The following is a 24443-nucleotide window of genomic DNA, read 5'->3' as shown; positions in this document are numbered from 1 at the left end:
TTCCGCGCCCGGCTCAATGCCGGGCGCTTTGTTTTGTTTCACTTGCCTCGGAATTAGCGTCAATGACGGAAAACATTCATAAACATCGCATTCTCATCCTGGACTTCGGTTCTCAGTACACTCAGCTGGTGGCGCGCCGCGTGCGTGAGCTGGGCGTTTACTGTGAGCTGTGGGCGTGGGATGTCACGGAAGCACAGATTCGCGAGTTCAATCCAAGCGGCATCATCCTCTCCGGCGGTCCGGAAAGCACCACCGAAGAGAACAGCCCGCGCGCACCACAATACGTGTTCGAAGCGGGCGTACCGGTGTTCGGCGTTTGCTACGGCATGCAGACCATGGCGATGCAGCTGGGCGGCCACGTAGAAGGCTCTAACGAGCGTGAGTTCGGCTACGCGCAGGTTGAAGTGGTCACCGACAGCGCGCTGGTGCGTGGTATCGAAGACTCCCTGACCGCAGACGGCAAGCCGCTGCTGGACGTGTGGATGAGCCACGGCGACAAGGTTACCGCCATCCCGTCCGACTTCGTGACCGTTGCCAGCACCGAAAGCTGCCCGTTCGCCATCATGGCGAACGAAGAAAAGCGCTTCTACGGCGTGCAGTTCCACCCGGAAGTGACCCACACCCGTCAGGGTATGCGCATGCTGGAGCGCTTCGTGCGTGACATCTGCCAGTGTGAAGCCCTGTGGACCCCGGCAAAAATCATCGACGACGCCGTGGAGCGTATCCGCCAGCAGGTTGGCGATGACAAAGTGATCCTCGGCCTCTCCGGCGGCGTGGACTCCTCCGTCACCGCGATGCTGCTGCACCGCGCGATCGGTAAAAACCTGACCTGCGTCTTCGTGGACAACGGCCTGCTGCGCCTGAACGAAGCCCAGCAGGTAATGGACATGTTTGGCGACCACTTCGGTCTGAACATCGTTCACGTGGAAGGCGAACAGCGCTTCCTCGACGCGCTGGCCGGCGAGAACGATCCGGAAGCGAAACGTAAAATCATTGGCCGCGTGTTCGTGGAAGTGTTCGACGAAGAAGCGCTGAAGCTGGAAGACGTGAAGTGGCTGGCGCAGGGCACTATCTACCCTGACGTGATCGAGTCTGCGGCCTCCGCAACCGGTAAAGCGCACGTCATCAAATCTCACCACAACGTGGGCGGCCTGCCGAAAGAGATGAAGATGGGCCTGGTTGAACCGCTGCGCGAGCTGTTCAAAGATGAAGTGCGTAAGATCGGCCTGGAGCTGGGTCTGCCGTACGACATGCTCTACCGTCACCCGTTCCCGGGTCCGGGCCTCGGCGTGCGCGTGCTGGGTGAAGTGAAGAAAGAGTACTGCGACCTGCTGCGTCGCGCGGACGCGATCTTCATCGAAGAGCTGCACAAAGCTGACCTGTACAACAAGGTCAGCCAGGCGTTCACCGTGTTCCTGCCGGTTCGCTCCGTCGGCGTGATGGGCGATGGCCGTAAGTACGACTGGGTTGTCTCCCTGCGTGCGGTGGAAACCATCGACTTCATGACCGCGCACTGGGCGCATCTGCCGTATGACTTCTTAGGCCGTGTGTCTAACCGCATCATCAACGAAGTTAACGGCATTTCCCGCGTGGTGTATGACATCAGCGGTAAGCCACCGGCGACGATTGAGTGGGAATAAGCCAGTAACCCAACCTGTTTTCTCATAAACAGGCAGAAGTATTAAAACCCTCTGTTAAACAGAGGGTTTTTTTTGCCTGACCGGAACGTGAACTACTGGCTCATCTGCCGCGATCCACGGCAGCCGATACTGCGCCGCCATGCGCCTGGCGCCTGACCGTACTGACGTTTAAAGCTGCGGTTGAAGGACTGCTGCGAGTCAAAGCCCAGCGCGATCGCCACGTTCAGAATCGGTTCATCGCTGTGGGCCAGGCGCTCAACCGATTTTTGCAGCTTTTGTGCGCGAATATATTCGGCGAGAGGGGAGCCGGTATGTTCTTTAAAGATCCGCTGGAGATGCCATTTCGAATACCCGGCTCGCCTGGAGACGGTTTCAATGTCCAGACGGCTATCAAGGTTGTTGTCGATCCAGTCGAGTAAATCGTGAATGAATGCACCCGTGTTCATCTTGCTTCCCCCTACGCCACGCATCAAAAAGCATCTTTGTTTGTTGCATTTAAAGGTGGCCCGTTTTTGCATTAATTGCAAGTATTATTGTTACATTTAAATCCCTTCTAAAAACAGGTTATTCACCTTCACCGCAAATAGCACATAAAGTGCAACAATTATTCTTGCACTTAATTAAGCGCCTTCCTACAATCGCCGCGATAGTGTATTCGCAACTGTTACAGTTTTGTGGCGATGAACGACACTAATGGCCTTCAGCCAGCCCGGACAAAGGAAGTGGCGCGGCGCCTCCCGCTGCGTCTTGCCCGGCGGCTACAATAACCGGAATAAAAATAATGAGCCTGCAAAAAACCTGGGGTAACTTTCATCTGAGCGCGATGGGGGTGATATTACTCTCCGCGCTGCTGGTCGGGTGCGATGACAGCGTCGCGCAAAATGCTGCGCCGCAGGCGCCCGCCGTCAGCGCCGCTGACGTGGTTGTGAAATCCATTAGCCAGTGGGACAGCTTTAACGGTCGCATTGAAGCGGTGGAAAGCGTCCAGCTGCGCCCGCGCGTCTCCGGCTACATTGATAAAGTGAATTACACCGACGGCCAGGAGGTGAAAAAGGGCGAGGTGCTGTTCACGATTGACGACCGAACCTATCGCGCCGCGCTGGAACAGGCGCAGGCGGCGCTGGCGAGAGCCAAAACGCAGGCCAGCCTGGCGCGAAGCGAGGCTAACCGGACCGATAAACTGGTCAACACTAACGTGGTTTCCCGTGAAGAGTGGGAGCAGCGTCGTTCGGCCGCCACCCAGGCGCAGGCCGACATTCGCGCAGCGCAGGCGGCGGTTGATGCCGCGCAGCTTAACCTGGACTTCACCAAAGTGACCGCGCCCATTGATGGCCGCGCCAGCCGTGCACTGATCACCAGCGGTAATCTGGTCACCGCCGGCGACAGCGCCAGCGTGCTCACCACCCTGGTCTCGCAGAAGACGGTTTACGTCTACTTCGACGTGGACGAGTCAACCTACCTGCACTATCAGAACCTTGCCCGCAGCGGGCAGGGGGCGTCCAGTCATCATACGGCGCTGCCGGTGGAGATCGGCCTGACCGGTGAGGAGGGTTATCCCCATCAGGGCAAAGTGGATTTTCTTGATAATCAGCTCACGCCGAGTACCGGAACGATCCGCATGCGCGCCCTGTTAGATAACGCGCAGCGTCAGTTCACGCCGGGTCTTTTTGCCCGCGTGCGCCTGCCGGGCAGCGCGGAATTTAAAGCCACGCTTGTTGACGATAAAGCGGTGCTGACCGATCAGGATCGTAAATATGTTTATGTCGTTGATAAAGAGGGAAAAGCGCAGCGTCGCGATATCACGCCCGGGCGTCTGGCCGACGGTTTACGCATCGTACAGCAGGGACTGAATCCTGGGGATAAAGTCATCGTCGATGGTTTACAAAAAGTGTTTATGCCGGGTATGCCGGTTAACGCGAAAACCGTTTCCATGACCGCCAGCACCGCCCTTAACTGATCCCTTATCTGAGAATCCAACCCATGGACTTTTCCCGTTTTTTCATCGACAGGCCGATTTTTGCCGCCGTACTGTCGATTCTGATTTTTATCACCGGATTAATCGCTATCCCGCTGCTGCCGGTGAGCGAATATCCTGACGTCGTCCCGCCAAGCGTGCAGGTGCGCGCGGAGTATCCGGGCGCCAACCCAAAGGTGATTGCCGAGACCGTGGCAACGCCGCTGGAAGAGGCGATCAACGGCGTTGAAAACATGATGTACATGAAGTCCGTTGCGGGTTCCGATGGCGTGCTGGTGACCACCGTCACCTTCCGTCCAGGTACCGACCCGGATCAGGCGCAGGTTCAGGTGCAAAACCGGGTAGCGCAGGCTGAAGCGCGTCTGCCGGAAGATGTGCGGCGTTTGGGCATCACCACTCAGAAGCAGTCCCCGACGCTGACGCTGGTGGTGCATCTGTTTTCGCCCGGCGGTAAGTACGATTCACTGTACATGCGTAACTACGCCACGCTGAAGGTGAAGGACGAGCTGGCGCGCCTGCCCGGCGTGGGGCAGATTCAGATTTTCGGCTCGGGCGAATACGCGATGCGCGTCTGGCTGGACCCGAACAAGGTGGCGGCGCGCGGGCTGACGGCCTCGGACGTGGTGACGGCGATGCAGGAGCAGAACGTGCAGGTGTCTGCCGGGCAGCTTGGTGCCGAGCCGCTGCCGAAAGAGAGCGATTTCCTGATCTCCATTAATGCTCAGGGCCGGCTGCATACCGAAGAAGAGTTTGGCAATATTGTCCTGAAAACAACGCAGGATGGGACGGTCGTCCGCCTGCGCGACGTGGCGCGCATCGAGATGGGTTCCGGCAGCTATGCGCTGCGTTCACAACTCAACAATAAAGACGCGGTCGGGATTGGTATCTTCCAGTCTCCCGGGGCAAACGCCATCGATCTGTCTAACGCGGTGCGTGCGAAAATGGACGAACTGTCCACCCGTTTTCCGGACGATATGAAATGGGCGGCGCCTTACGACCCGACCGTTTTCGTCCGCGATTCCATCCGCGCGGTGGTGCAGACGCTGCTGGAAGCGGTGGTGCTGGTCGTGCTGGTGGTGATCCTGTTCCTGCAAACCTGGCGGGCGTCGATCATCCCGCTGATCGCGGTGCCGGTATCCGTCGTGGGCACATTCAGTATTCTCTATCTGCTGGGCTTTTCGCTTAATACCCTGAGTTTATTCGGGCTGGTGCTGGCGATTGGTATCGTGGTGGACGATGCCATCGTGGTGGTGGAGAACGTCGAGCGAAATATTGAAGAGGGGCTCGCCCCGCTTGCGGCAGCGCATCAGGCGATGCGGGAAGTGTCCGGGCCGATTATCGCCATAGCGCTGGTGCTGTGCGCGGTGTTTGTGCCGATGGCATTCCTCTCTGGCGTTACCGGCCAGTTCTACAAGCAGTTTGCGGTAACGATAGCCATTTCAACGGTGATCTCCGCGATCAACTCGCTGACGCTCTCGCCAGCGCTGGCCGCGCTGCTGTTGAAGCCGCACGGCGCGCCGAAAGATTTCCCGACCCGGCTTATCGATCGTCTGTTTGGCTGGATCTTCCGTCCGTTTAACCGCTTTTTCCACCGCAGCTCAACCGGCTATCAGGGGCTGGTGGGCAAAACGCTTGGCCGACGCGGGGCGGTGTTTGCGGTTTATCTGCTGCTGCTTTGTGCCGCGGGCGTGATGTTTAAAGCCGTACCCGGCGGGTTTATTCCGACGCAGGATAAGCTGTACCTGATCGGCGGCGTGAAAATGCCGGAAGGCTCGTCGCTGGCGCGTACCGATGCGGTGATCCGCAAAATGAGCGAAATCGGTATGAATACCGAAGGCGTGGATTATGCGGTCGCGTTTCCTGGCCTGAATGCGCTCCAGTTCACCAATACGCCGAACACCGGGACGGTATTTTTTGGCCTGAAGCCATTTGACCAGCGTAAACACTCTGCGGCGGAAATTAACGCGGAGATCAACGCGAAAATTGCGCAAATCCAGCAGGGCTTCGGCTTCTCGATTCTGCCGCCGCCGATTCTGGGGCTGGGACAGGGATCGGGCTATTCCCTGTACATTCAGGATCGCGCAGGTCTGGGCTATGGCGCACTGCAAAATGCGGTGAACACCATGTCCGGCGCAATAATGCAGACGCCGGGGATGCACTTCCCCATCTCAACCTATCAGGCTAACGTTCCGCAGCTGGACGTGCAGGTCGACCGTGATAAGGCGAAAGCGCAGGGCGTGTCGCTCACCGATCTGTTCGGTACGCTGCAAACCTATCTGGGCTCGTCATACGTAAACGACTTTAACCAGTTTGGACGCACCTGGCGCGTGATGGCGCAGGCCGACGGGCAGTTCCGCGACAGCGTGGAAGATATTGCGAATTTACGTACCCGCAATAACCTCGGCGAAATGGTGCCGATCGGCAGCATGGTGAATATCAGCACCACCTACGGACCGGACCCGGTGATCCGCTACAATGGTTACCCGGCGGCGGATCTGATTGGCGATGCCGATCCTCGCGTGCTCTCGTCCGCGCAGGCCATGACGCAGCTGGACGCCATGTCTAAGCAGATCCTGCCGAACGGAATGAATATTGAATGGACGGACCTGAGCTTCCAGCAAGCTACGCAGGGCAACACGGCGCTGATCGTCTTCCCGGTCGCGGTACTGCTGGCGTTCCTGGTGCTGGCGGCGCTGTATGAGAGCTGGACGCTGCCGCTGGCGGTGATCCTCATCGTGCCGATGACCATGCTCTCCGCGCTGTTTGGCGTCTGGCTGACCGGGGGCGATAACAACGTCTTCGTGCAGGTGGGTCTGGTGGTGCTGATGGGGCTGGCCTGTAAGAATGCGATTCTTATCGTAGAGTTTGCCCGCGAGCTGGAAATGCAGGGCAAAGGCATTATGGAAGCCGCGCTGGAAGCGTGCCGCCTGCGTTTACGTCCGATTGTGATGACCTCAATCGCCTTTATTGCCGGGACGATCCCTCTCATCCTCGGCCACGGCGCGGGTGCCGAAGTGCGCGGCGTCACCGGGATCACCGTGTTCTCCGGTATGCTGGGCGTCACGCTGTTTGGTCTGTTCCTGACGCCGGTCTTTTACGTCACGCTGCGTAAGTTCGTGACGCGCGGCAAAGCGGAAAGAGAGGTGCTGCCTGCGTAGGACGTAGCAGATAATAAAAAACCGCCTTCACAGTGAAGGCGGTTTTTTTTCGCCGTCCGTAAAGGATTAAGGCGTTTTTTTATGCTGCGTACAGATTTCCGGCACCGGATCGCACCCGCTGGTGTCGGCTTTTTTTACCTCTTCCAGCGCGCTGGCGACTGTATGGCGCGCTAAAACCTCCAGCGAAGCCTGCTCCGCTTCATCAGCAATGGATTTGAAATACCAGCAGGCGTTGGCGCTGACCACGCAGCGGGCCGGGACGTCAGGACGGGACGCCCACAGCTTTTTATCTTCCGTGACGGAGAGGTAAATATCACGCAGGGTAATCTCTTCTGCCGGGCGGCCAAGGTGAATAGAGCCGTTGCGGCCAAGCGTGGAGACGATAATGCCGTCGCGAGCGAGCGGAACCATTAACTTGCGGATAAAGCTCGGATTCGCCTCCAGGCCGTAGGCCAGGATTGCACTCGTCGAACGTTCACCCGATTGCTCCGCCATCGCTACGCTGAGAACCATCTGCAAAGCTGTCGGGAAGCGGTAATCTAGCATTTTTCTGTCCTGGGTCGCGGTGAATCTTGTTCTTTTTGGCACCGCAGAGGTGAATAATCAATAAGTAACAATATAACAAATACGGTAATCTTATTGAAGCAATCTGCGGCATCCGCAAAATAACGCAGCCGTCGGGGAGCGCCGCGTTTCCGTTCATGTGAACGCGGGGCTCGGGAAGTCAACGGTCACCATCAGGCCACCTTCTGCTGACGTGCTCAGGTTGACCCTGCCGTTGTGCTGCTGCGTAACGGCTTTGACGATGGCAAGCCCTAAGCCACTCCCGCTCTGGATCTGATTGGGATCGCGGAAAAACCTGTCGAACACCCGCTCCCGCAGTTCAACCGGAATGCCGGGCCCCGCATCCGAGACGCGCAGCTGAGCGGATGTCTCTCTCGATTGCAGCTGCACCTCTATGCGTCCCCCCTCGGGGCTGTATTTCACGGCATTTTCAATCAAATTGTCGATCAGTGACACCAGCCGTTCCCGGATGCCTGCGACCCGGATTTCATCGTCGGCGAAAAACTCAAACTCAATACTGCGCGCCGACGCCAGCGGCTCCAGGGCAGCCATGCGCTCCTGAATAAGCGTTGTCAGCGGCACAGGCTCCATAACCGTGTCGATGTGCGCTTCGCTGTGCTGCATCAGCAGAAGCTGATTGACGAGACGAGCAGCACGGCTATTGCTGCGAACAATGCCTGCAAGCAGCTCCTGCTGGCTTTCGCTGATGACCCAGGACTGCAACGCCTCGACGTTGATCCGCATCGCGGCCAGAGGCGTTCGCAGCTCGTGTGCGGCATCGGCAATAAAAATTCTCTCCCTTTCGGCGCTTTCCCGCACCCTGGCGAGAAAGTCATTAATCGCGTCCACCGTCTGGCGAAGCTCCCTGTGCCTCGGGACGGACTTTAAAGGAGAGAGATCGTCCGGCGTACGTAATGAAATTTCATTCACCACCCTGTTCCAGGGGCGCATCGCGATGCGGATTGACAGCCACGCGGGAAACAGAAGAAAAGGGATGCATATCATCAGCGGCATGACGTAGTAGCCGCGCGAGTTCAGGTAGATAAAGAAATTCCAGCTCCCGGCCGGGGTGAAGAGGGTGACCTCCACGTCGGAGTGCGCGGATTTGAGCGTACGGCTCGTCCAGGCGTGGTCCTCAGTCTCGACACGCTGCATTTCCCCCAGGCGGCTATTTTTCACCTCCGTTGGCGCGCCAGGCGATGAATAAATAACCTCATTATGCTTGCGAACAATGAGGTTGATGGACAGCTCCGGATCTTCGCCGCCGCCATATCCCTCCCGCAGCGCTTTGCTGAACGCTGCCAGCACAACATCACGCGCCTGCGGGCGATCGTCCATGCTCTCGACAAGGGAAAAAACGGTTTCGTAAGTCTCACTGCCCGTGAGGATCGGCGGGCTGCGCAGGTCCTCCAGCAAAATGAAGGTTAAAAAAAGACACCACAGCAGCGTAAGCAGCAGCATCTGGGCGACCATCATTCGCCTGACCAGCGTAGGGAGCCTGAGGTGATACCAAACTTTACGCATCAGCCTGCCGCCTTCTGAACCGGTACGGTATCAATGACGTACCCAACGCCGCGCACCGTTCGCACAAAGCCCTCGCCAATCTTTCGCCGGAGGTTACCCATATGCACGTCGAGCGCGTTGCTGAGGTTTTCTTTTGTGCCGAATATTCTTTCTTCCAGATACCGCCGCGTAAGCACGCGGTCGGCGCGCAGCATTAAGGTTTCAAGCAGCGCATATTCACTGGCCGTCAGCTCAACGTGACGTGCGCTTACGGTCACGCGGCGCGTCGGCACATGAAGCGATAAACCGCGAATTTCTATTGCTTCATTTTCAAAGCCATAGCTACGCCGCGCAAGGGCCCGTACGCGCGCCAGCAGCTCGGCGAGAACAAAAGGTTTGACCAGATAGTCGTCTGCACCTGCATCCAGCCCGCACAGGCGGTCCTGTAGCGTGCCCCGCGCCGTCAGGATGATGACGGGGACGCCCTTAAGCTGTTGACGCAGGCGCGTCATTAGGCTCATGCCATCGCCATCGGGTAGCCCCAGGTCGAGCAAAATAAGTTCCGGCACGCAGAGCGCAAGCTGATGCAGCGCATCCTCTTTGCGGCGTACCCATATAACATCAAATCCCTGATCTGCAAGGGCGATACGTACGCCATTGCCGAGATCCAGGTCGTCTTCAATGAGGAGAATTTTCACATTGGTCACTGTATCAACAGAGAATGAAGAACAACTGAAGAAAAAACGGTAACAGGAATTATTCAGTGTTTACAGCAAGTTCACGTGCTTCAGCATTTCTTCATTTACGGCTCATTAGAACCTCAGGGTGGGTATTCAGAATGTTCGTTCTGGCGTTTAACACCGCTTGTATCGTAATTATCTGAATCCAAAGGGCTTCTTTAATGAGAAACATCAAACTGCGTCATAGTTTTCTCCGTTCACGCATCGGTCGCAGCATGAAAAGCATCCTGCCGGGGGCCGTCCTGGCGTTACTGGCCGCCCCGGCGCTGGCGGCTGATCAGCCGCAGGGCAATGTGTTAACCCTGGGGGGCGGCGTCGACGTTGCGCCACGCTATTCCGGTTCGGATAAGAGCCGCGTCACGGCGGCTCAGGTGGTTGATTACGCTATGGCGAATGGTTTCTTTGTCAGCACCACGCGGGGGATCGGCTACGGCAATAGCTTTGGCAACCTGAACTACAACGCTGCGCTGAGCTATCGCGCAGGACGTAAGGATCGCGATGTAAGCAGCGATTCGATCGCCTCCGGCAGCGACTACCTGCGGGGAATGGGTGACGTTAAAGGCTCAGCTATCGTTGTGCCCGGTCTGGAATACAAGGTGACCGACTGGCTTAACGTGCAGATGCAGGCTGAGGTTCCGGTTTCGGAGAGAGACAACGGGGAAGCTGTGCATTTCGGCATTGCCAGCCCGCTTTATACATCTCCCAAAAATACGGTAACGCTGGCGCTGACCGGCAGTTGGGGTTCCAGCAAGTACATGCAAACGTACTACGGCGTCAGCGCCGACCAGTCGGCCGCGTCGGGATTTGCCCGACATGAAGCCGGTTCCGGAATATATGCGTATTCGCTGAACCTGGACTGGACCCATAAGCTCACCTCTCGCTGGAGCCTGCTTGCCGCAGCCGGCGTTACGCAGCTGACGGGTGATGCAGGCGATAGCCCAATTGTTCAGCGAAAAACGTCCCCTACGGGAAGCCTGAAGGTGGCATATAGCTTCTGATGGTTAAGCGAGGGGGAGGGGGCATTTGTGACTAATTAATAGGATTGCGCACATTGCCCCGTGCACCAGCAGCGCCGCTGTTAATACAAACAATGCTTTCTTAACAGGCTCCTTAAAAGTGATGAACCGCAGCGTGTGGCGGCACGGTGAATACAACGGTTTTATGGTCGATGGGTTTATGGGTCGGGTCGGCAATGATGATGGTTACCTTGTGTTTCCCGGCAGGCAGCCCGACCAGAATCACCGGCTCGCCGCTGGTATCAGCCCAGTGCCAGGGCGCGTCATCCACCACAACGTGAATATGGCCGATACGCGGAGTGACTTTCAGCGCATCGGGTCCAAATACAGGTTCAATGCGCAGGTTTTCTACGCGGTACTGAATAAAGACCGCACCTTTACTCAGCGGTCCCGCCAGCGGCGGATCGACGATCAGTTTTGCGGGCGGCTGGGGTTTTTCCAGCGGGGCTACGGCGGCCGGGCCATTAACCTCAGCGGCGCTCAGGCCATCCAACGGTGCGGCCAGTGCGCCAGCAAATGACGTCAGCGCAAATACAGGAAGCAGGAAATATCGACGAATCATCTGTGTGTTTCCTCATCAGTTTATTATGGCGAGGGATACAGAAGACCATTTTTATGTATCGGGTATGTTTGCTTTTGCGGGCGTTTTGTACCAGTTTGTCAGCCTGGCGCTCGGGATACAGTGCGATACAGTTTGTCTGCCGGGAGCGAACAAGCGTTAGCGCTCGGGCGTATCCACCACAATACCTGACTGCTGCGACTGAATTTTGTCCTGATGGTGATACCAGGCGCCGATGGAGGAATATACAAAGCGGCCGAAGAAAAACATGAAGCTGATGAGCAGTATGATGCGGGTCATCCGGGTGTTGAATCGATGTCGTTTTCGCATACGCGTAGCCTGACTCACTTTATTTTTCCTGAGTATACCCTTTTGGGCGATACGGCTATTAAGGCACAGCCGCAAATCAGGGTCAATTCTGCGGAATGTAAAATACCGTCAATGCTTACATTAATTTATGTTATTAAAAACAACGCATTTATTTATCGCCTTGATAATTACAGGAAAAATATTCAAAAAAAACGTAAGAAAGATTTATTCAGATAATTTAATTTGATTTAGGTCAACGGAATCCCGCCTCTGGTATTTAAAATCCTTCCTCCACTGCTTGCCAGGAATTTTCCAGGCAATTTATACGTCAGGTTGGATGCCTGTCTTCACTTACCCTCTGGAGCGCAAGGGTTGTAAACGAGCATCTATGAATATTCAGCACATCCTGAAGCAAAATAAAGACCGCTGGTGGGCACTTCCTCTTATTTTACCCGTGGTGTTACTCCCGGTGCTGAGCGTGGCTAATACCTTAACGCAGCTGGGCGAGGGTATCGTTGCGCTCTATTATTTACCGCTCTCTTTTCTGCTGACGCTGATGCTGTTCTTCGGCATGGAGGCGCTCCCCGGCATCGTGGTGTCGCTGTTTTTACGCTATTACCCTTCCGTTGGGCTGTATGAAACCGTGGCCGGCATTCTGCATTTTATCGTTCCCCTGGTGCTCAGCTGGGGCGGTTATCGCGTGTTTGCGCCCCGACGCAATATGACCGCGTACGGCGACGTGCGCCTGATGGGACAGCGTATTTTCTGGCAGGTTTTCTGCCCCGCAACGCTCTTTTTGATACTGTTTCAGTTTGCGGTGTATCTCGGCGTGTACGAAAGCCGCCAGAGCCTGGCAGGGTTAAATCCTTTCAACATCCGCACGCTCATTAACTATCAGGCGCTGCTGGTGAGCGGGCTGACGGGCGTGCCGCTCAGCTATTTGCTGATCCGTCTGATTCGCCATCCGCGCTACGTCAAAGGGCTGATATCCCAGATTCGCGCGCAAATAGACAAAAAGGTCACCGTCGTAGAGTTTGTGGCGTGGTTTTTAGCGCTGGGCGGGCTGCTGGGCATGCTGCTGCTGCCCATGAACATCAACAGCTCTATTTTCAGTACAAACTATACCTTGTCTCTGCTGATGCCCGTGATGCTCTGGGGCGCAATGCGCTTCGGTTACAAGCTGATGTCGATTATCTGGACGCCGGTCCTGCTGGTGTCGATTCACTATTATTATCACTACATTCCGCAGCATCAGGGCTATGACATTCAGCTGGCGATTACCTCCTCCAGCTATCTGGTCTTTTCATTTATCGTCATTTACATGTCGATGCTGGCGACACGCCAGCGCGCCATTAATATTCGTTCCCGCAGACAGGCGTTTCTCGATCCGGTTGTGCATATGCCGAATCTGCGGGCGCTGTCGCGCGAGCTGGCCAGTAACCCCTGGTCGGCGCTCTGCTTACTGCGCGTGCCCGAGCTGGAAGTGCTGGGGCGTAATTACGGCGTACTGCTGCGCATCCAGTATAAACAGCAGCTGGCGCAATGGATAAATGGCACCCTTCAGCCAAATGAGCGCGTCTATCACCTCACCGGGTATGACATGGCGGTGCGTCTGGATGCGGAGTCGCATCAGCAGCGTATTGAGACGCTGGACGAGCATATCAAGCAGTTCGTTTTTATCTGGGATGGTATGCCGGTACAGCCTCAGGTCGGCGTGAGCTACTGCTATGTACGTTCTCCCGTCAATCATCTCTATCTGGTGCTGGGAGAACTGGGCATCGTGGCCGACCTCTCCCTCTCCACCAACCACCCGGAAAATCTTCAGCAGCGCGGGGCCGTTCACTTGCAGCGTAGCCTGAAAGATAAGGTGGCGATGATGAGTCGTTTGCAGGCCGCGCTGGAGCAGGATGCCTTTACCCTGCTGGTTCAGCCGGTTCGCGGGCTGCGCGGCGATCGTTACCACGAGGTGCTGCTGCGGATGCGCGACGATAACGGTGCGCTGATCTTTCCCGAGCAGTTCCTGCCCATAGCACAGGAGTTTGGCTTATCGTCGCGTGTGGATTTATGGGTACTCGAGCGTACGTTGCGTTTCCTGGCGCAGCACCGTCAGCGTCTGCCGGGCCAGCGCTTTGCGATCAACCTTGCGCCGTCTACCGTCTACCGGGCTCAGTTCCCGCTTGAGGTGAGCCGCCTGCTAGCGAAATATGCCGTTGAAGCGTGGCAGCTGATTTTTGAAGTGACCGAAAGCAGCGCCTTTGGTCATGCGGATCGGGCGGAAACCAACCTCAGGAAATTACAAAAAATGGGGATACGGATCGCCATTGATGATTTTGGCACCGGCTACGCCAGCTACGCGCGGTTAAAAAGCGTGGACGCCGACATCCTCAAAATCGACGGCGGCTTTATTCGCAATATTGTCAGCAACAGTCTGGATTACCAGATTGTGGCCTCCATTTGCCATCTGGCCCGGATGAAGAAAATGCTGGTGGTGGCGGAATACGTGGAAACAGAAGAGATACGTAGCGCGGTACACGCGCTAGGTATCGATTATGTGCAGGGCTATCTGATTGGGCTGCCGGTGGAGCTCGAAACATTGCTCGAAACGCAGCCTTCTGAGGAAAGCGCCTGAGCCGTTACGCGGCTGCCTCTGAGCTCTCTTCTTCAATCTTCAACAGCCAGCCGGTGACCGCTTCCCAGTACTGCTGCTCTTTTTCCAGATCCAGCAGAACCAGCGCGTTCTGGCTGAACCAGTCGTGCGGGAAGCTCAGCGTCCAGTGGTGGTCGTCCGTTTTCAGCTTCAGCGTCGGCGGCGTGGTGGTTGCCTGACGCTGGTTATTAAGCAGCACGCCAAGGCGCAACAGCTGAATCAGCGGCAGGAACTGCTTTTTCTTGAACAGCGTAAAGCGCGGCAGATCGTCGAGCTTAATGGCTTTGCGGTGATAGCGCACCAGCGTCGCCATCATGGTTTGCTGCTCCTGGTTGAAGCCAGGCAGATCGCTGTTTTGCAGAATATAGGCTGAATGACGATGCATCCCGCTGTGGTTGATGTTCAGCCCCACCTCGTGCAGCATCGCGGCCCATTTTAACAGCGCGGCGAGCTGCGGGTGCGCCAGCTTCGGATTCTGCTCCTCCCACTGCTCGTACATCTGAACCGTGGTTTCCAGAACCCGTTTCGCCTGCTCGCGGTCGATGTTGTACTGGTTCGCCAGGCTCTGTGCGGTGCGGCTGCGAATATCCTGATGACGGAAGCGGCCCTCCATCTCATACAGCACGCCTTCGCGCAGGGCGCCGTCAGAGAGGCGCAGCTCTTTGATCGCCAGCGCGTCAAACACGCCGCACAGGATCGCCAGCCCCGGCACGAACACCGCTTTACGTTCGTCGGACAGGCCCGGCAGACTCAGGGCGTCGAAGCTCTTATGCTTAAGCACCTCTTCGGTGAGTTTTACCAGGCGCTCAGGCGTAATAAACCCGTCTTTTTCACCCATCGCCAGCAGCACTTCGTGGGCGGCTTTAATCGAACCCGATGCCCCGAGCGCCACGTTCCAGCCCTGAATACGGTACTGCCAGGCCAGGTTTTCCAGTTTTTGTACGGCGGCCATGCGCGCGCGCTGGAAGTTTTCGCGGGTGATTACGCCGCCCGGGAAATACATCTGCGCGAAGCTGACGCAGCCCATACGGCGGCTTTCCACCAGGCGCGGCTCGAAGTCTTCGCCAATCACCAGTTCAGTTGAGCCGCCGCCGATATCAATCACCAGCTTGCGGCCTTTTTCCGGTTGGGTATGCTCCACGCCCATAAAAATCAGGCGTGCTTCTTCGTTACCGGAGATGATCTCAATCGGGTAGGGGATGACCTTTTCCGCGCGCTTCAGAAACTCCGGCGCGTTCAGCGCCTGGCGTAGCGTATGCGTCCCGACGATGCAGACGCTGGAGGGCGAAAAGCCTTGCAGACGTTCTGCGAACAGCGACAGGCAGTTTAGCCCGCGCTCCATTGCCTCTTCGCTCAGCATGTTACGCGCATCAAGACCATCGGCCAGATGCACGCGCTGTTTCAGGCGACCGATGATCTGCATGGCGCCATCCACCTCGCGGGCGATGACCATATGGAAACTGTTTGAGCCAAGATCGACCGCAGCGAACTCCTGCGGGCGGGGGGTATTATCGTTTATTGGCATAGGTTAATCGGGTTGCTCAAGTGATTTGATGTAATCGTAAATCGCCAGCTGCGACCGGACTTTTCGGCGATTGCCGCGCGGTACATAGCGATTACTGAGTTCTTTGTCGATATAACGTGCTTTCACCGTATCGCTGAACAGGATCTCGATAATGTCCAGAATACGCTGCTTAAGGCGGGGATCCAGCAGCGGCGCCGCCACTTCAATACGGTAATCAATATTACGCGTCATCCAGTCGGCAGAAGAGAGATATACGCGCTTATCACCGGCATTATCGAAAATATAAACGCGATCGTGTTCAAGGTAGCGATCCACAATGCTGATCACGCGGATGTTGTCGCTGATGCCTTCCAGTTCGGGGATGAGCGAGCACATGCCGCGAATGAGCAGATTAACCGGCACGCCGGAGCTGGAGGCCGCGTACAGGCGGTCCACCAGGCCTTTATCCACCAGGTTGTTGAGCTTCAGCGTGATGCCGGACGACAACCCGTTCTGCGCGTTGGCAATCTCTTTGTCGATCATATCGTACAGCAGGCGGCGCGAGTTCTGCGGGGACACCAGCAGGTAGTCGAAGCTAACCGGGCGGTACGGGTTCTCAATGAAGTTAAACACCCGACGCACTTCGTTGGTAATGCGCGCATCGGCCGTCAGCAGCGAGTAGTCGGTGTAAATTCGCGCGGTTTTCTCGTTGAAGTTACCGGTGCCGATATGGGCATAACGCACCACGTCGTCGCCTTCTTTACGGGAAATCAGGAACAGCTTGGCGTGAATTTTCAGCCCCGGCGCGGAGAAGATGACGTGCACGCCCGCTTCCGTCAGGCGGCGCGCCCAGTGGATGTTGGCCTCTTCGTCGAAGCGTGCCTGTAGCTCAACCACCACGGTCACTTTCTTGCCGTTGTGCGCCGCGTGGATCATCGCGTCGATGATGCGGGAATCTTTCGCCACGCGATAGATGTTGATTTTAATCGCCAGCACGTTCGGATCGAACGAGGCCTGACGCAGCAGCTCCAGCACGTGTTCAAAGGTGTGATACGGATAGTAGAGCAGCACATCGCGCTCGCGGATGGCGTCGAACCCGTTACGGAACTTATCGAACCAGATATGGCGCAGGCGCGGCAGCGGCTTGTTCACCAGGTTGGCTTTGCCAACGTTCGGGAAGCCGATGAAATCTTTAAAGTTGTGGTAACGCCCGCCGGGGATAATGGAATCGTAGCGGGAGATGGTCAGCTTATCGCGCAGCATTTCCACCATCGCGTCCGGCATATCGCGCTGATAAACAAAACGCACCGGCTCTGCGGTCAGGCGCTGCTTGAGGCTGGAGGACATCAGCTCCATCAGGCTGGCTTCCATCTCGTGCACCAGATCGTACTCAGCATCACGGGTCATCTTCATTGAGTAGGCGTTTAGCGCGTCGTAATCGAAGAAGCCCTTGAAGATATCGTCAAGGCAGTAACGCAGGATGTTATCAAGCAGAATCATCGGCTTACGTCGACGCGGCGTTTCCGGCGGCAGGTTCACAAAGCGCGGAACCTTATCGGACGGAATTTCCAGCAGCGCATAGTTGATGGTCTCGCCGCGAATGATTTCCACTGCCAGATAGGTGTAATCATCTTTCAGGAACTGCACCAGATCGGTTTCACGGTTGATCAAAATCGGGGTGATGTGCTGGCGCAGATAATGTTTGAAATAGTGGCGAAGCCAGTTTTGCTGATTCGCGGAGAGCTGACGTTCGTTGATCAGGAAGATTTGATTGCGTGCCATTTCCAGCAGCAGCTCGTTATAGAGGCCATCAAATTCCTGATCGGCTTTCATGACGCGAGACTGGATTTTTCCAAGCAGATGCCGCGAGTGGGAGTTTAAGCCCTGTTCTTCACTGATGATGATTCGGCGCTTCAGTTCGGCAAAGCGAACCTTATAGAACTCATCCAGATTGTTGGAATAGATGCCTAAAAAACGCATGCGCTCAATCAGCGGGTTACTTTTATCGGCCGCTTCCTGAAGTACACGTTCGTTGAATGCTAACCAGCTTAGCTCTTTCTCAATGTATAACTTTTCCTGACCCATTACAGCTCACACTCCAGTTCAATCACAGGACGTGGTAAATCCGTCTCGTCCTTATTATGGCGAGCATTTCCACGATATGTCCAACAGTGCCAGAAAAGTATGACAGTTATTTTTTTTGTTGGGGATTTTAGAGGGTTGGGGGAGGGGTGTCGGGTGGCGCTGCGCTTACCACGACCTACGGGACCGTAGGCCCGTGCAAGCGAAGCGCCGCCGGGCAATTCAAACAGACTACTCTTCGGCCGCATAACCCTGCGGGGGCAACTTCACGCCGTCCAGCCAGGCTGCGCCGTTGCGCATCTCCAGGCGTCCATCGACAAACCAGCTTACCACCAGGGGATAAATGGCGTGCTCCTGCGTCTGTACGCGTTCGGTCACGTCGTCTTCGTTGTCGCCGTCAAAGACCGGTACTTTCGCCTGCAAAATCACCGGACCGCCGTCCAGCTCGTCGGTGACGAAATGCACGGAGGTACCGTGCTCCTCATCGCCGTTCTCCAGCACCTGACGATGGGTGTGCAGGCCGGGGTATTTTGGCAGCAGGGAAGGGTGAATATTGAGCAGCCGACCGGCGTAGTGTTCAACAAAAGCCGGGCTCAGGATGCGCATGTAGCCTGCCAGCACCACGACGTCGGGCGCGTAGGCGTCAATTTCCTGCACCAGTTCGCGGTCAAACGCTTCACGGCCCGCAAACTGACTGGCTTCCAGCGCGTGCGCGGGGATATTGGCTTCCCGCGCGCGCTCAAGGCCGAATGCATCGGCCTTGTTGCTGAATACTGCCCGAATGGTGCCATTGATTTTCTTCTGTTTGCAGGCATCTATGATTGCCTGCAAATTGCTTCCGTTGCCGGAAATAAGCACCACGATATTTTTCATTCAATGACCACACGCTGTTCGGAATCGGACGCTTTAATCGTACCGATTTTCCACGCGTTTTCACCTTTTTCTGTCAGCAGCTTAACCGCTTTATCCGCTTCGCTTGCCGGCAGGGCGATAACCATGCCCACGCCGCAGTTAAAGGTGCGGTACATTTCGTGCGAGCTCACGTTGCCGGCGGTTTGCAGCCAGTTGAAGACGGACGGCCACTGCCATGAGGAGGCGTCGATTACCGCCTGGGTATTGTCCGGTAACACGCGCGGAATATTTTCCCAGAAGCCGCCGCCGGTCAGGTGAGCGATGGCGTGAACGTCGACGTTCTCAATCAGCGCCAGCACGTTTTTCACGTAGATGCGGGTCGGGGCCAGCAGGTGATCGGCCAGCGGTTTGCCGTCCAGCTCGGTGGTCAGCGGGTCGCAACCGCTCACTTCGAGGATTTTACGCACCAGAGAGTAGCCGTTAGAGTGCGGGCCGCTGGAGGCCAGCGCAACCAGCACATCGCCGTCAGCCACTTTGCTGCCGTCGATAATTTCTGATTTTTCTACCACGCCAACGCAGAAGCCTGCGACGTCATAATCTTCACCGTGATACATGCCGGGCATTTCAGCGGTTTCACCGCCGACCAGCGCACAGCCGGATTGCAGACAGCCTTCGGCAATGCCGTTAATGACGCTGGCTGCGGTGTCCACGTCCAGCTTGCCGGTCGCGTAGTAATCCAGGAAGAACAGCGGCTCAGCGCCCTGTACCACCAGGTCGTTGACGCACATCGCCACCAGATCGATACCGATCGTATCGTGACGTTTTAAATCCATCGCCAGGCGCAGCTTGGTGCCTACGCCGTCAGTACCCGAGACCAGAACAGGTTCACGATATTTTTGCGGCAGCGCGCACAGTGCGCCGAATCCACCCAGGCCACCCATCACTTCCGGGCGGCGGGTTTTTTTCACCACACCTTTGATTCGGTCAACCAGCGCATTACCTGCGTCAATATCAACACCGGCATCTTTGTAGCTGAGAGAAGTTTTGTTGGTCACGGCTCAAGTCCCCACGCGATTGCATAGCTAGTAAGAAAAATCGGCGCAATTCTAACAGTCCAGGCAAACGTTTGCGAGCCTATTCTCGGCGCGAAGATCTTTTTTTCGCAAAGGCCTGTAAAGGGCGACAAACTTGACTCTGTTCACGAAAATGAAACCGGTTTCTGCGATCTGCTTGCAACGGCTTTCCCCTTTGCACATCATCAAACTGAAACCGGTTTCTGTAACTGTTTTTGCAGAAAATAACGCAGAATGAGGGAAAGCAAATGTCTGGATTTAAAGCAGGTTTTCTGTGGGGTGGGGCTGTTGCGGCGCACCAGCTTGAAGGCGGCTGGAAAGAGGGCGGCAAGGGGGTAAGCGTTGCCGACGTCATGACCGCGGGCGCCCACGGCGTGCCGCGTGAAATCACCAACGGCGTGCTGGAGGGGAAAAATTACCCAAACCACGAAGCCATCGATTTCTACCACCGTTATAAAGAAGACATCAAACTCTTTGCCGAGATGGGGTTCAAATGCTTCCGCACCTCCATCGCCTGGACGCGTATCTTCCCGAAAGGCGACGAGCTGGAGCCGAACGAAGCAGGACTCAAATTCTACGATGACCTGTTTGACGAGTGCCTGAAGTACGGCATCGAACCGGTTATCACGCTTTCCCACTTCGAGATGCCTTTCCACCTGGTAACGGAATACGGCGGCTGGCGCAACCGTAAGCTGATCGACTTCTTCGTGCGCTTCGCGAAGGTCGTTTTTGAGCGTTACCAGCACAAGGTGAAGTACTGGATGACCTTTAACGAGATCAACAACCAGGCCAACTTCCACGAAGACTTTGCGCCGTTCACCAACTCCGGGCTGAAATATGCGCCGGGTGAAGACCGCGAGCCGGTCATGTTCCAGGCGGCGCACTATGAGCTGGTGGCCAGCGCCCTGGCGGTGAAGGCGGGCCGCGAGATCAACCCGTCGCTGCAAATCGGCTGCATGATTGCCATGTGTCCCATCTACCCGCTGACCTGCGCGCCGGACGACATGATGATGGCGATGAACGCCATGCATCGCCGCTACTGGTTCACCGACGTGCACGTGCGCGGCAAGTATCCGCAGCATCTGCTCAACTACTTCGAGCGTCGCGGCTTCGCGCTGGATATCACCGAAGAAGATAAGGCGGCGCTGACGCAGGGCTGCGTGGATTACATCGGGTTCAGCTACTACATGTCTTTCGCCACCAAAGCGACGGCAGATAACCCGGCGCTGGATTACGACGAGAGCAAGAGTCTGGTCTCTAACCCGTACGTGCAGAAATCCGACTGGGGCTGGCAGATTGACCCTGTCGGCCTGCGCTACTCTTTGAACTGGTTCTGGGATCACTATCAGCTGCCGCTGTTCATTGTTGAAAACGGCTTTGGCGCGATCGACGTGCAGGAGAGCGACGGCACGGTAAACGACCAGTACCGCATTGATTATCTGTCTGCACACATCCGCGAGATGAAAAAAGCGGTGGTGGAAGATGGCGTCGATCTGATGGGCTATACCCCGTGGGGCTGTATCGACCTGGTCTCTGCCGGAACGGGTGAAATGAAGAAACGCTACGGCTTTATCTTTGTCGATAAAGATAACGAAGGGAACGGCACGCTGAACCGCAGCAAGAAGAAGTCGTTCGACTGGTATAAGCAGGTGATTGCCAGCAACGGCGATAACCTCTAATTGTCGGGTGGCGCTCACGCTTACCCGACCTACAATACACGTAGGCCCGCGTAAGCGCAGCGCCACCGGGCAAGATCCCGCACCCAAGCCGGAGCCCTGCCTCCGGCTTTTTTGTTTTTGATTGATATACGTCAAGCAAGTTGGGTATGGCGCAATCCGAAAAAAGCGGTATAATCCCGCGATTTTTTTGCGGATGCCACCTCAGAGGAGAAAGAGAATGAAGATTGTGGAAGTGAAACACCCACTCGTTAAACACAAGTTGGGCCTGATGCGTGAGCATGACATCAGCACGAAGCGTTTTCGCGAACTGGCTTCTGAAGTGGGCAGCCTGCTGACCTACGAAGCAACCTCCGATCTGGAAACGGAAAAAGTGACCATCGAAGGCTGGAACGGTCCGGTACAGGTTGAGCAGATCAAAGGTAAAAAAATTACCGTGGTGCCAATCCTGCGTGCGGGTCTGGGCATGATGGAAGGCGTACTGGAGCACGTGCCAAGCGCGCGTATCAGCGTGGTGGGTATCTACCGTGACGAAGAGACCCTTGAGCCGGTCCCGTACTTCCAGAAGCTGGTCTCTAACATCGACGAGCGTATGGCGCTGGTGGTTGACCCGATGCTGGCGACCGGTGGTTCGATGATCGCCACCATCGACCTGCTGAAAAAAGCCGGATGCAGCAGCATTAAAGTGCTGGTCCTGGTCGCAGCGCCGGAAGGTATTGCGGCGCTGGAAAAAGCGCACCCGGACGTTGAACTGTATACCGCATCCGTCGACCAGGGGCTGAACGAGCACGGGTACATCATCCCGGGGCTTGGCGATGCCGGCGATAAGATTTTTGGTACTAAATAATCGAATAACGATAAAGAAGCCGACTTTGATAGTCGGCTTTTTTTTGAATAAAAACCAACAATAACACTCAGAGGAAAACACTATGACGCGCCGTGCTATCGGGGTGAGTGAAAGACCGCCGCTTTTACAGACAATCCCGCTTAGTTTGCAGCACCTGTTCGCCATGTTTGGCGCAACCGTGCTGGTGCCAATCCTGTTTCACATTAACCCGGCTACCGTGCTGCTGTTCAACGGCGTCGGTACGCTGCTTTACCTCTTTATCTGTAAAGGCAAAATTCCAGCCTATCTCGGGTCGAGCTTCGCCTTTATCTCTCCGGTACTGCTGCTGTTGCCGCTGGGTTATGAGGTCGCGCTGGGCGGCTTTATCATGTGCGGCGTCCTGTTCTGCCTGGTCTCCTTCATCGTGAAGAAAGCGGGCACCGGTTGGCTGGACGTGATGTTCCCGCCTGCGGCGATGGGCGCCATCGTTGCCGTCATCGGCCTGGAGCTGGCTGGCGTGGCGGCGAACATGGCCGGCCTGCTGCCGGCGGATGGTCAGTCACCGGATTCTAAAACCATTATTATCTCGCTGGTGACGCTGGGCGTGACGGTGTTCGGCTCCGTGCTGTTCCGCGGCTTTATGGCGATTATCCCGATCCTGATCGGCGTGCTGGCGGGCTACGCGCTCTCCTTCGTGATGGGCGTTGTGGATACTACGCCGATTGCCGAGGCGCACTGGTTCGCGCTGCCAACCTTCTACACCCCACGCTTCGAATGGTTTGCTATCTTCACCATTCTGCCTGCCGCGCTGGTGGTAATTGCCGAGCACGTCGGCCACCTGGTGGTGACGGCGAACATCGTGAAGCGCGACCTGATCCGCGACCCGGGCCTGCATCGCTCCATGTTTGCCAACGGTTTCTCCACCATCATCTCCGGCTTCTTCGGCTCCACGCCAAACACCACCTACGGCGAGAACATCGGCGTAATGGCGATCACCCGCGTCTACAGCACCTGGGTTATCGGCGGCGCGGCGATCATCGCCATTCTGCTCTCCTGCGTTGGCAAGCTGGCGGCAGCGATCCAGATTATCCCGGTGCCGGTGATGGGCGGCGTCTCGCTGCTGCTGTACGGGGTGATCGGTGCCTCCGGTATTCGCGTGCTGATTGAATCCAAAGTGGATTACAGCAAAGCGCAGAACCTGATCCTGACCTCCGTTATCCTGATTATCGGGGTGAGCGGTGCGAAGGTGCACATCGGCGCAGCGGAGCTGAAGGGCATGGCGCTGGCGACCATCGTGGGCGTCGGCCTCAGCCTGATTTTCAAGCTGATCTCGGTGATCCGCCCGGAAGAGGTGGTCCTGGACGCGGACGAAAGCGAAAAAGCGCCACATTGATCGTCATGCCGGGCGACGGATCGCCCGGTTCTCTCCTTGCAGGTTCCGTGTTAAACTCCATTCCGATTTTATGTAAGATCTCTGGTTGAGGTATTTCTGAACGGACCGGCACAGCTCTCTCTGCCACTTTATCTCCCTGACGATGAAACTTTCGCGAGTTTCTGGCCGGGTGATAACCCCTCTTTACTGGCTGCACTGCAAAACGTGCTGCGCCAGGAACACAGCGGATACATCTATATCTGGTCACGCGAAGGCGCGGGGCGCAGCCACCTGCTGCATGCGGCCTGTGCCGAGCTTTCGGCGCGCGGCGATGCGGTCGGCTACGTGCCGCTGGATAAACGTACCTGGTTTGTGCCTGAAGTGCTTGAGGGCATGGAACATCTTTCCCTGGTCTGCATCGATAATATTGAATGCGTGGCGGGGGACGAGCCGTGGGAAATGGCAATCTTTAACCTCTATAACCGCATTCTGGAGTCGGGCAAAACCCGGCTGCTGATCACCGGCGATCGTCCACCGCGTCAGCTTAATCTTGGGCTGCCGGATCTGGCGTCTCGTCTGGACTGGGGGCAAATCTACAAGCTGCAACCGCTGTCGGATGAAGACAAACTCCAGGCGCTTCAGCTGCGGGCAAGACTGCGCGGCTTCGAACTGCCGGAAGACGTGGGCCGTTTCCTGCTGAAGCGGCTGGATCGCGAGATGCGTACGCTCTTTGACACGCTCGATCAGCTCGATCGCGCGTCCATTACCGCCCAGCGCAAGCTGACCATTCCGTTTGTGAAAGATATTCTTAAGCTGTAGTTATGCCGGGTGGCGGCGACGCCTTACCCGGCCTACAAGGAGAGTGGTTTTCGTAGGCCGGGTAAGGCGTCGCCGCCACCGGGCAAAAAAATCAAAGCCATAGGCCGGGTAAGCCGCAGCCGTCACCC

The 24443-nt window shown here is 56.5% G+C and carries 19 protein-coding genes; 9 read left to right on the top strand and 10 right to left on the bottom strand.

Annotated features, from left to right (window positions below; all coding sequences use genetic code 11):
- The first annotated feature begins 62 nt into the window (after window positions 1-62).
- Window positions 63-1640, top strand: coding sequence for a glutamine-hydrolyzing GMP synthase (gene guaA, locus N5C09_RS10465; protein WP_063450503.1), 1578 nt, complete (start codon window positions 63-65; stop codon window positions 1638-1640).
- Between the two features lie 92 nt (window positions 1641-1732).
- On the opposite strand, the gene N5C09_RS10460 is transcribed toward guaA, so the two are convergent.
- Window positions 1733-2086: a helix-turn-helix domain-containing protein gene (locus N5C09_RS10460; RefSeq protein ID WP_107533486.1), complete on the bottom strand. Its 354-nt coding sequence runs from the start codon at window positions 2084-2086 to the stop codon at window positions 1733-1735.
- Between the two features lie 335 nt (window positions 2087-2421).
- Between N5C09_RS10460 and N5C09_RS10455 the strand changes: the two genes are divergently transcribed.
- Window positions 2422-3597: an efflux RND transporter periplasmic adaptor subunit gene (locus N5C09_RS10455; protein WP_063868025.1), complete on the top strand. Its 1176-nt coding sequence runs from the start codon at window positions 2422-2424 to the stop codon at window positions 3595-3597.
- Between the two features lie 23 nt (window positions 3598-3620).
- Window positions 3621-6773: a multidrug efflux RND transporter permease subunit OqxB gene (gene oqxB / locus N5C09_RS10450; RefSeq protein WP_063868027.1), complete on the top strand. Its 3153-nt coding sequence runs from the start codon at window positions 3621-3623 to the stop codon at window positions 6771-6773.
- Between the two features lie 66 nt (window positions 6774-6839).
- Here oqxB and N5C09_RS10445 read toward each other — a convergent pair whose 3' ends face one another.
- The 3 genes from N5C09_RS10445 to N5C09_RS10435 form a co-directional block, all read right to left on the bottom strand.
- The gene (locus tag N5C09_RS10445; RefSeq protein WP_107533484.1) at window positions 6840-7319 is read right to left on the bottom strand and encodes an Rrf2 family transcriptional regulator; all 480 of its coding nucleotides are present in this window, start codon (window positions 7317-7319) and stop codon (window positions 6840-6842) included.
- A 153-nt stretch (window positions 7320-7472) separates the two neighbouring features.
- A complete protein-coding gene (locus N5C09_RS10440; protein WP_279748993.1) occupies window positions 7473-8861 on the bottom strand; it encodes a HAMP domain-containing sensor histidine kinase in 1389 nt (462 codons plus the stop codon).
- Window positions 8861-9538 carry a response regulator gene (locus tag N5C09_RS10435; protein WP_112791776.1) on the bottom strand — a complete coding sequence of 226 codons (678 nt, stop codon included), beginning with the start codon at window positions 9536-9538 and terminating at the stop codon, window positions 8861-8863. The genes N5C09_RS10440 and N5C09_RS10435 overlap by 1 nt, the downstream gene beginning before the upstream one ends.
- 203 nt (window positions 9539-9741) lie before the next feature.
- On the opposite strand from N5C09_RS10435, the gene N5C09_RS10430 reads away from it, so the two are divergent.
- Complete coding sequence (locus tag N5C09_RS10430; protein ID WP_279748992.1) at window positions 9742-10578, top strand: MipA/OmpV family protein; 837 nt, start codon at window positions 9742-9744, stop codon at window positions 10576-10578.
- Between the two features lie 112 nt (window positions 10579-10690).
- On the opposite strand, the gene N5C09_RS10425 is transcribed toward N5C09_RS10430, so the two are convergent.
- Window positions 10691-11158, bottom strand: coding sequence for a DUF6130 family protein (locus tag N5C09_RS10425; RefSeq protein WP_279748991.1), 468 nt, complete (start codon window positions 11156-11158; stop codon window positions 10691-10693).
- Between the two features lie 156 nt (window positions 11159-11314).
- Window positions 11315-11485: a YfgG family protein gene (locus tag N5C09_RS10420; protein ID WP_193036686.1), complete on the bottom strand. Its 171-nt coding sequence runs from the start codon at window positions 11483-11485 to the stop codon at window positions 11315-11317.
- A gap of 367 nt (window positions 11486-11852) precedes the next feature.
- Here N5C09_RS10420 and N5C09_RS10415 point away from each other — a divergent pair, with 367 nt between their 5' ends.
- Window positions 11853-14093 carry an EAL domain-containing protein gene (locus N5C09_RS10415; protein WP_193033527.1) on the top strand — a complete coding sequence of 747 codons (2241 nt, stop codon included), beginning with the start codon at window positions 11853-11855 and terminating at the stop codon, window positions 14091-14093.
- A gap of 4 nt (window positions 14094-14097) precedes the next feature.
- On the opposite strand, the gene ppx is transcribed toward N5C09_RS10415, so the two are convergent.
- The 4 genes from ppx to purM all read right to left on the bottom strand — a co-directional run bounded on the left by ppx (window position 14098) and on the right by purM (window position 19604).
- Window positions 14098-15636: an exopolyphosphatase gene (ppx, locus tag N5C09_RS10410; RefSeq protein WP_063868035.1), complete on the bottom strand. Its 1539-nt coding sequence runs from the start codon at window positions 15634-15636 to the stop codon at window positions 14098-14100.
- Window positions 15637-15639: 3 nt separating this feature from the next.
- Complete coding sequence (gene ppk1 / locus N5C09_RS10405) at window positions 15640-17700, bottom strand: polyphosphate kinase 1 (RefSeq protein WP_006811494.1); 2061 nt, start codon at window positions 17698-17700, stop codon at window positions 15640-15642.
- A gap of 228 nt (window positions 17701-17928) precedes the next feature.
- Window positions 17929-18570 carry a phosphoribosylglycinamide formyltransferase gene (purN, locus tag N5C09_RS10400; protein ID WP_063868038.1) on the bottom strand — a complete coding sequence of 214 codons (642 nt, stop codon included), beginning with the start codon at window positions 18568-18570 and terminating at the stop codon, window positions 17929-17931.
- Window positions 18567-19604: a phosphoribosylformylglycinamidine cyclo-ligase gene (purM, locus tag N5C09_RS10395; RefSeq protein ID WP_063450491.1), complete on the bottom strand. Its 1038-nt coding sequence runs from the start codon at window positions 19602-19604 to the stop codon at window positions 18567-18569. The genes purN and purM overlap by 4 nt, the downstream gene beginning before the upstream one ends.
- A gap of 266 nt (window positions 19605-19870) precedes the next feature.
- Between purM and N5C09_RS10390 the strand changes: the two genes are divergently transcribed.
- The 4 genes from N5C09_RS10390 (at window position 19871) to N5C09_RS10375 (ending at window position 24315) form a co-directional block, all read left to right on the top strand.
- Entirely contained in the window at window positions 19871-21301 is a 1431-nt protein-coding gene (locus N5C09_RS10390; RefSeq protein ID WP_107533479.1) for a 6-phospho-beta-glucosidase, read from the top strand.
- Window positions 21302-21518: 217 nt separating this feature from the next.
- On the top strand, window positions 21519-22145 hold the full coding sequence (gene upp / locus N5C09_RS10385; protein WP_040074548.1) for a uracil phosphoribosyltransferase: 627 nt from the start codon (window positions 21519-21521) through the stop codon (window positions 22143-22145).
- A gap of 82 nt (window positions 22146-22227) precedes the next feature.
- Window positions 22228-23517, top strand: coding sequence for a uracil permease (gene uraA, locus N5C09_RS10380; RefSeq protein WP_063450489.1), 1290 nt, complete (start codon window positions 22228-22230; stop codon window positions 23515-23517).
- 96 nt (window positions 23518-23613) lie between these two features.
- Window positions 23614-24315, top strand: coding sequence for a DnaA inactivator Hda (locus N5C09_RS10375; RefSeq protein WP_211482948.1), 702 nt, complete (start codon window positions 23614-23616; stop codon window positions 24313-24315).
- The last annotated feature ends 128 nt before the right edge of the window (window positions 24316-24443 follow it).

Source organism: Enterobacter sp. GD03975, assembly GCF_029838645.1.
Taxonomy (GTDB): Bacteria; Pseudomonadota; Gammaproteobacteria; order Enterobacterales; family Enterobacteriaceae; genus Enterobacter; species Enterobacter quasihormaechei.
The sequence above is the reverse complement of the archived record's forward strand: the minus strand, read 5'-3'. Positions and strand labels throughout refer to the sequence as shown.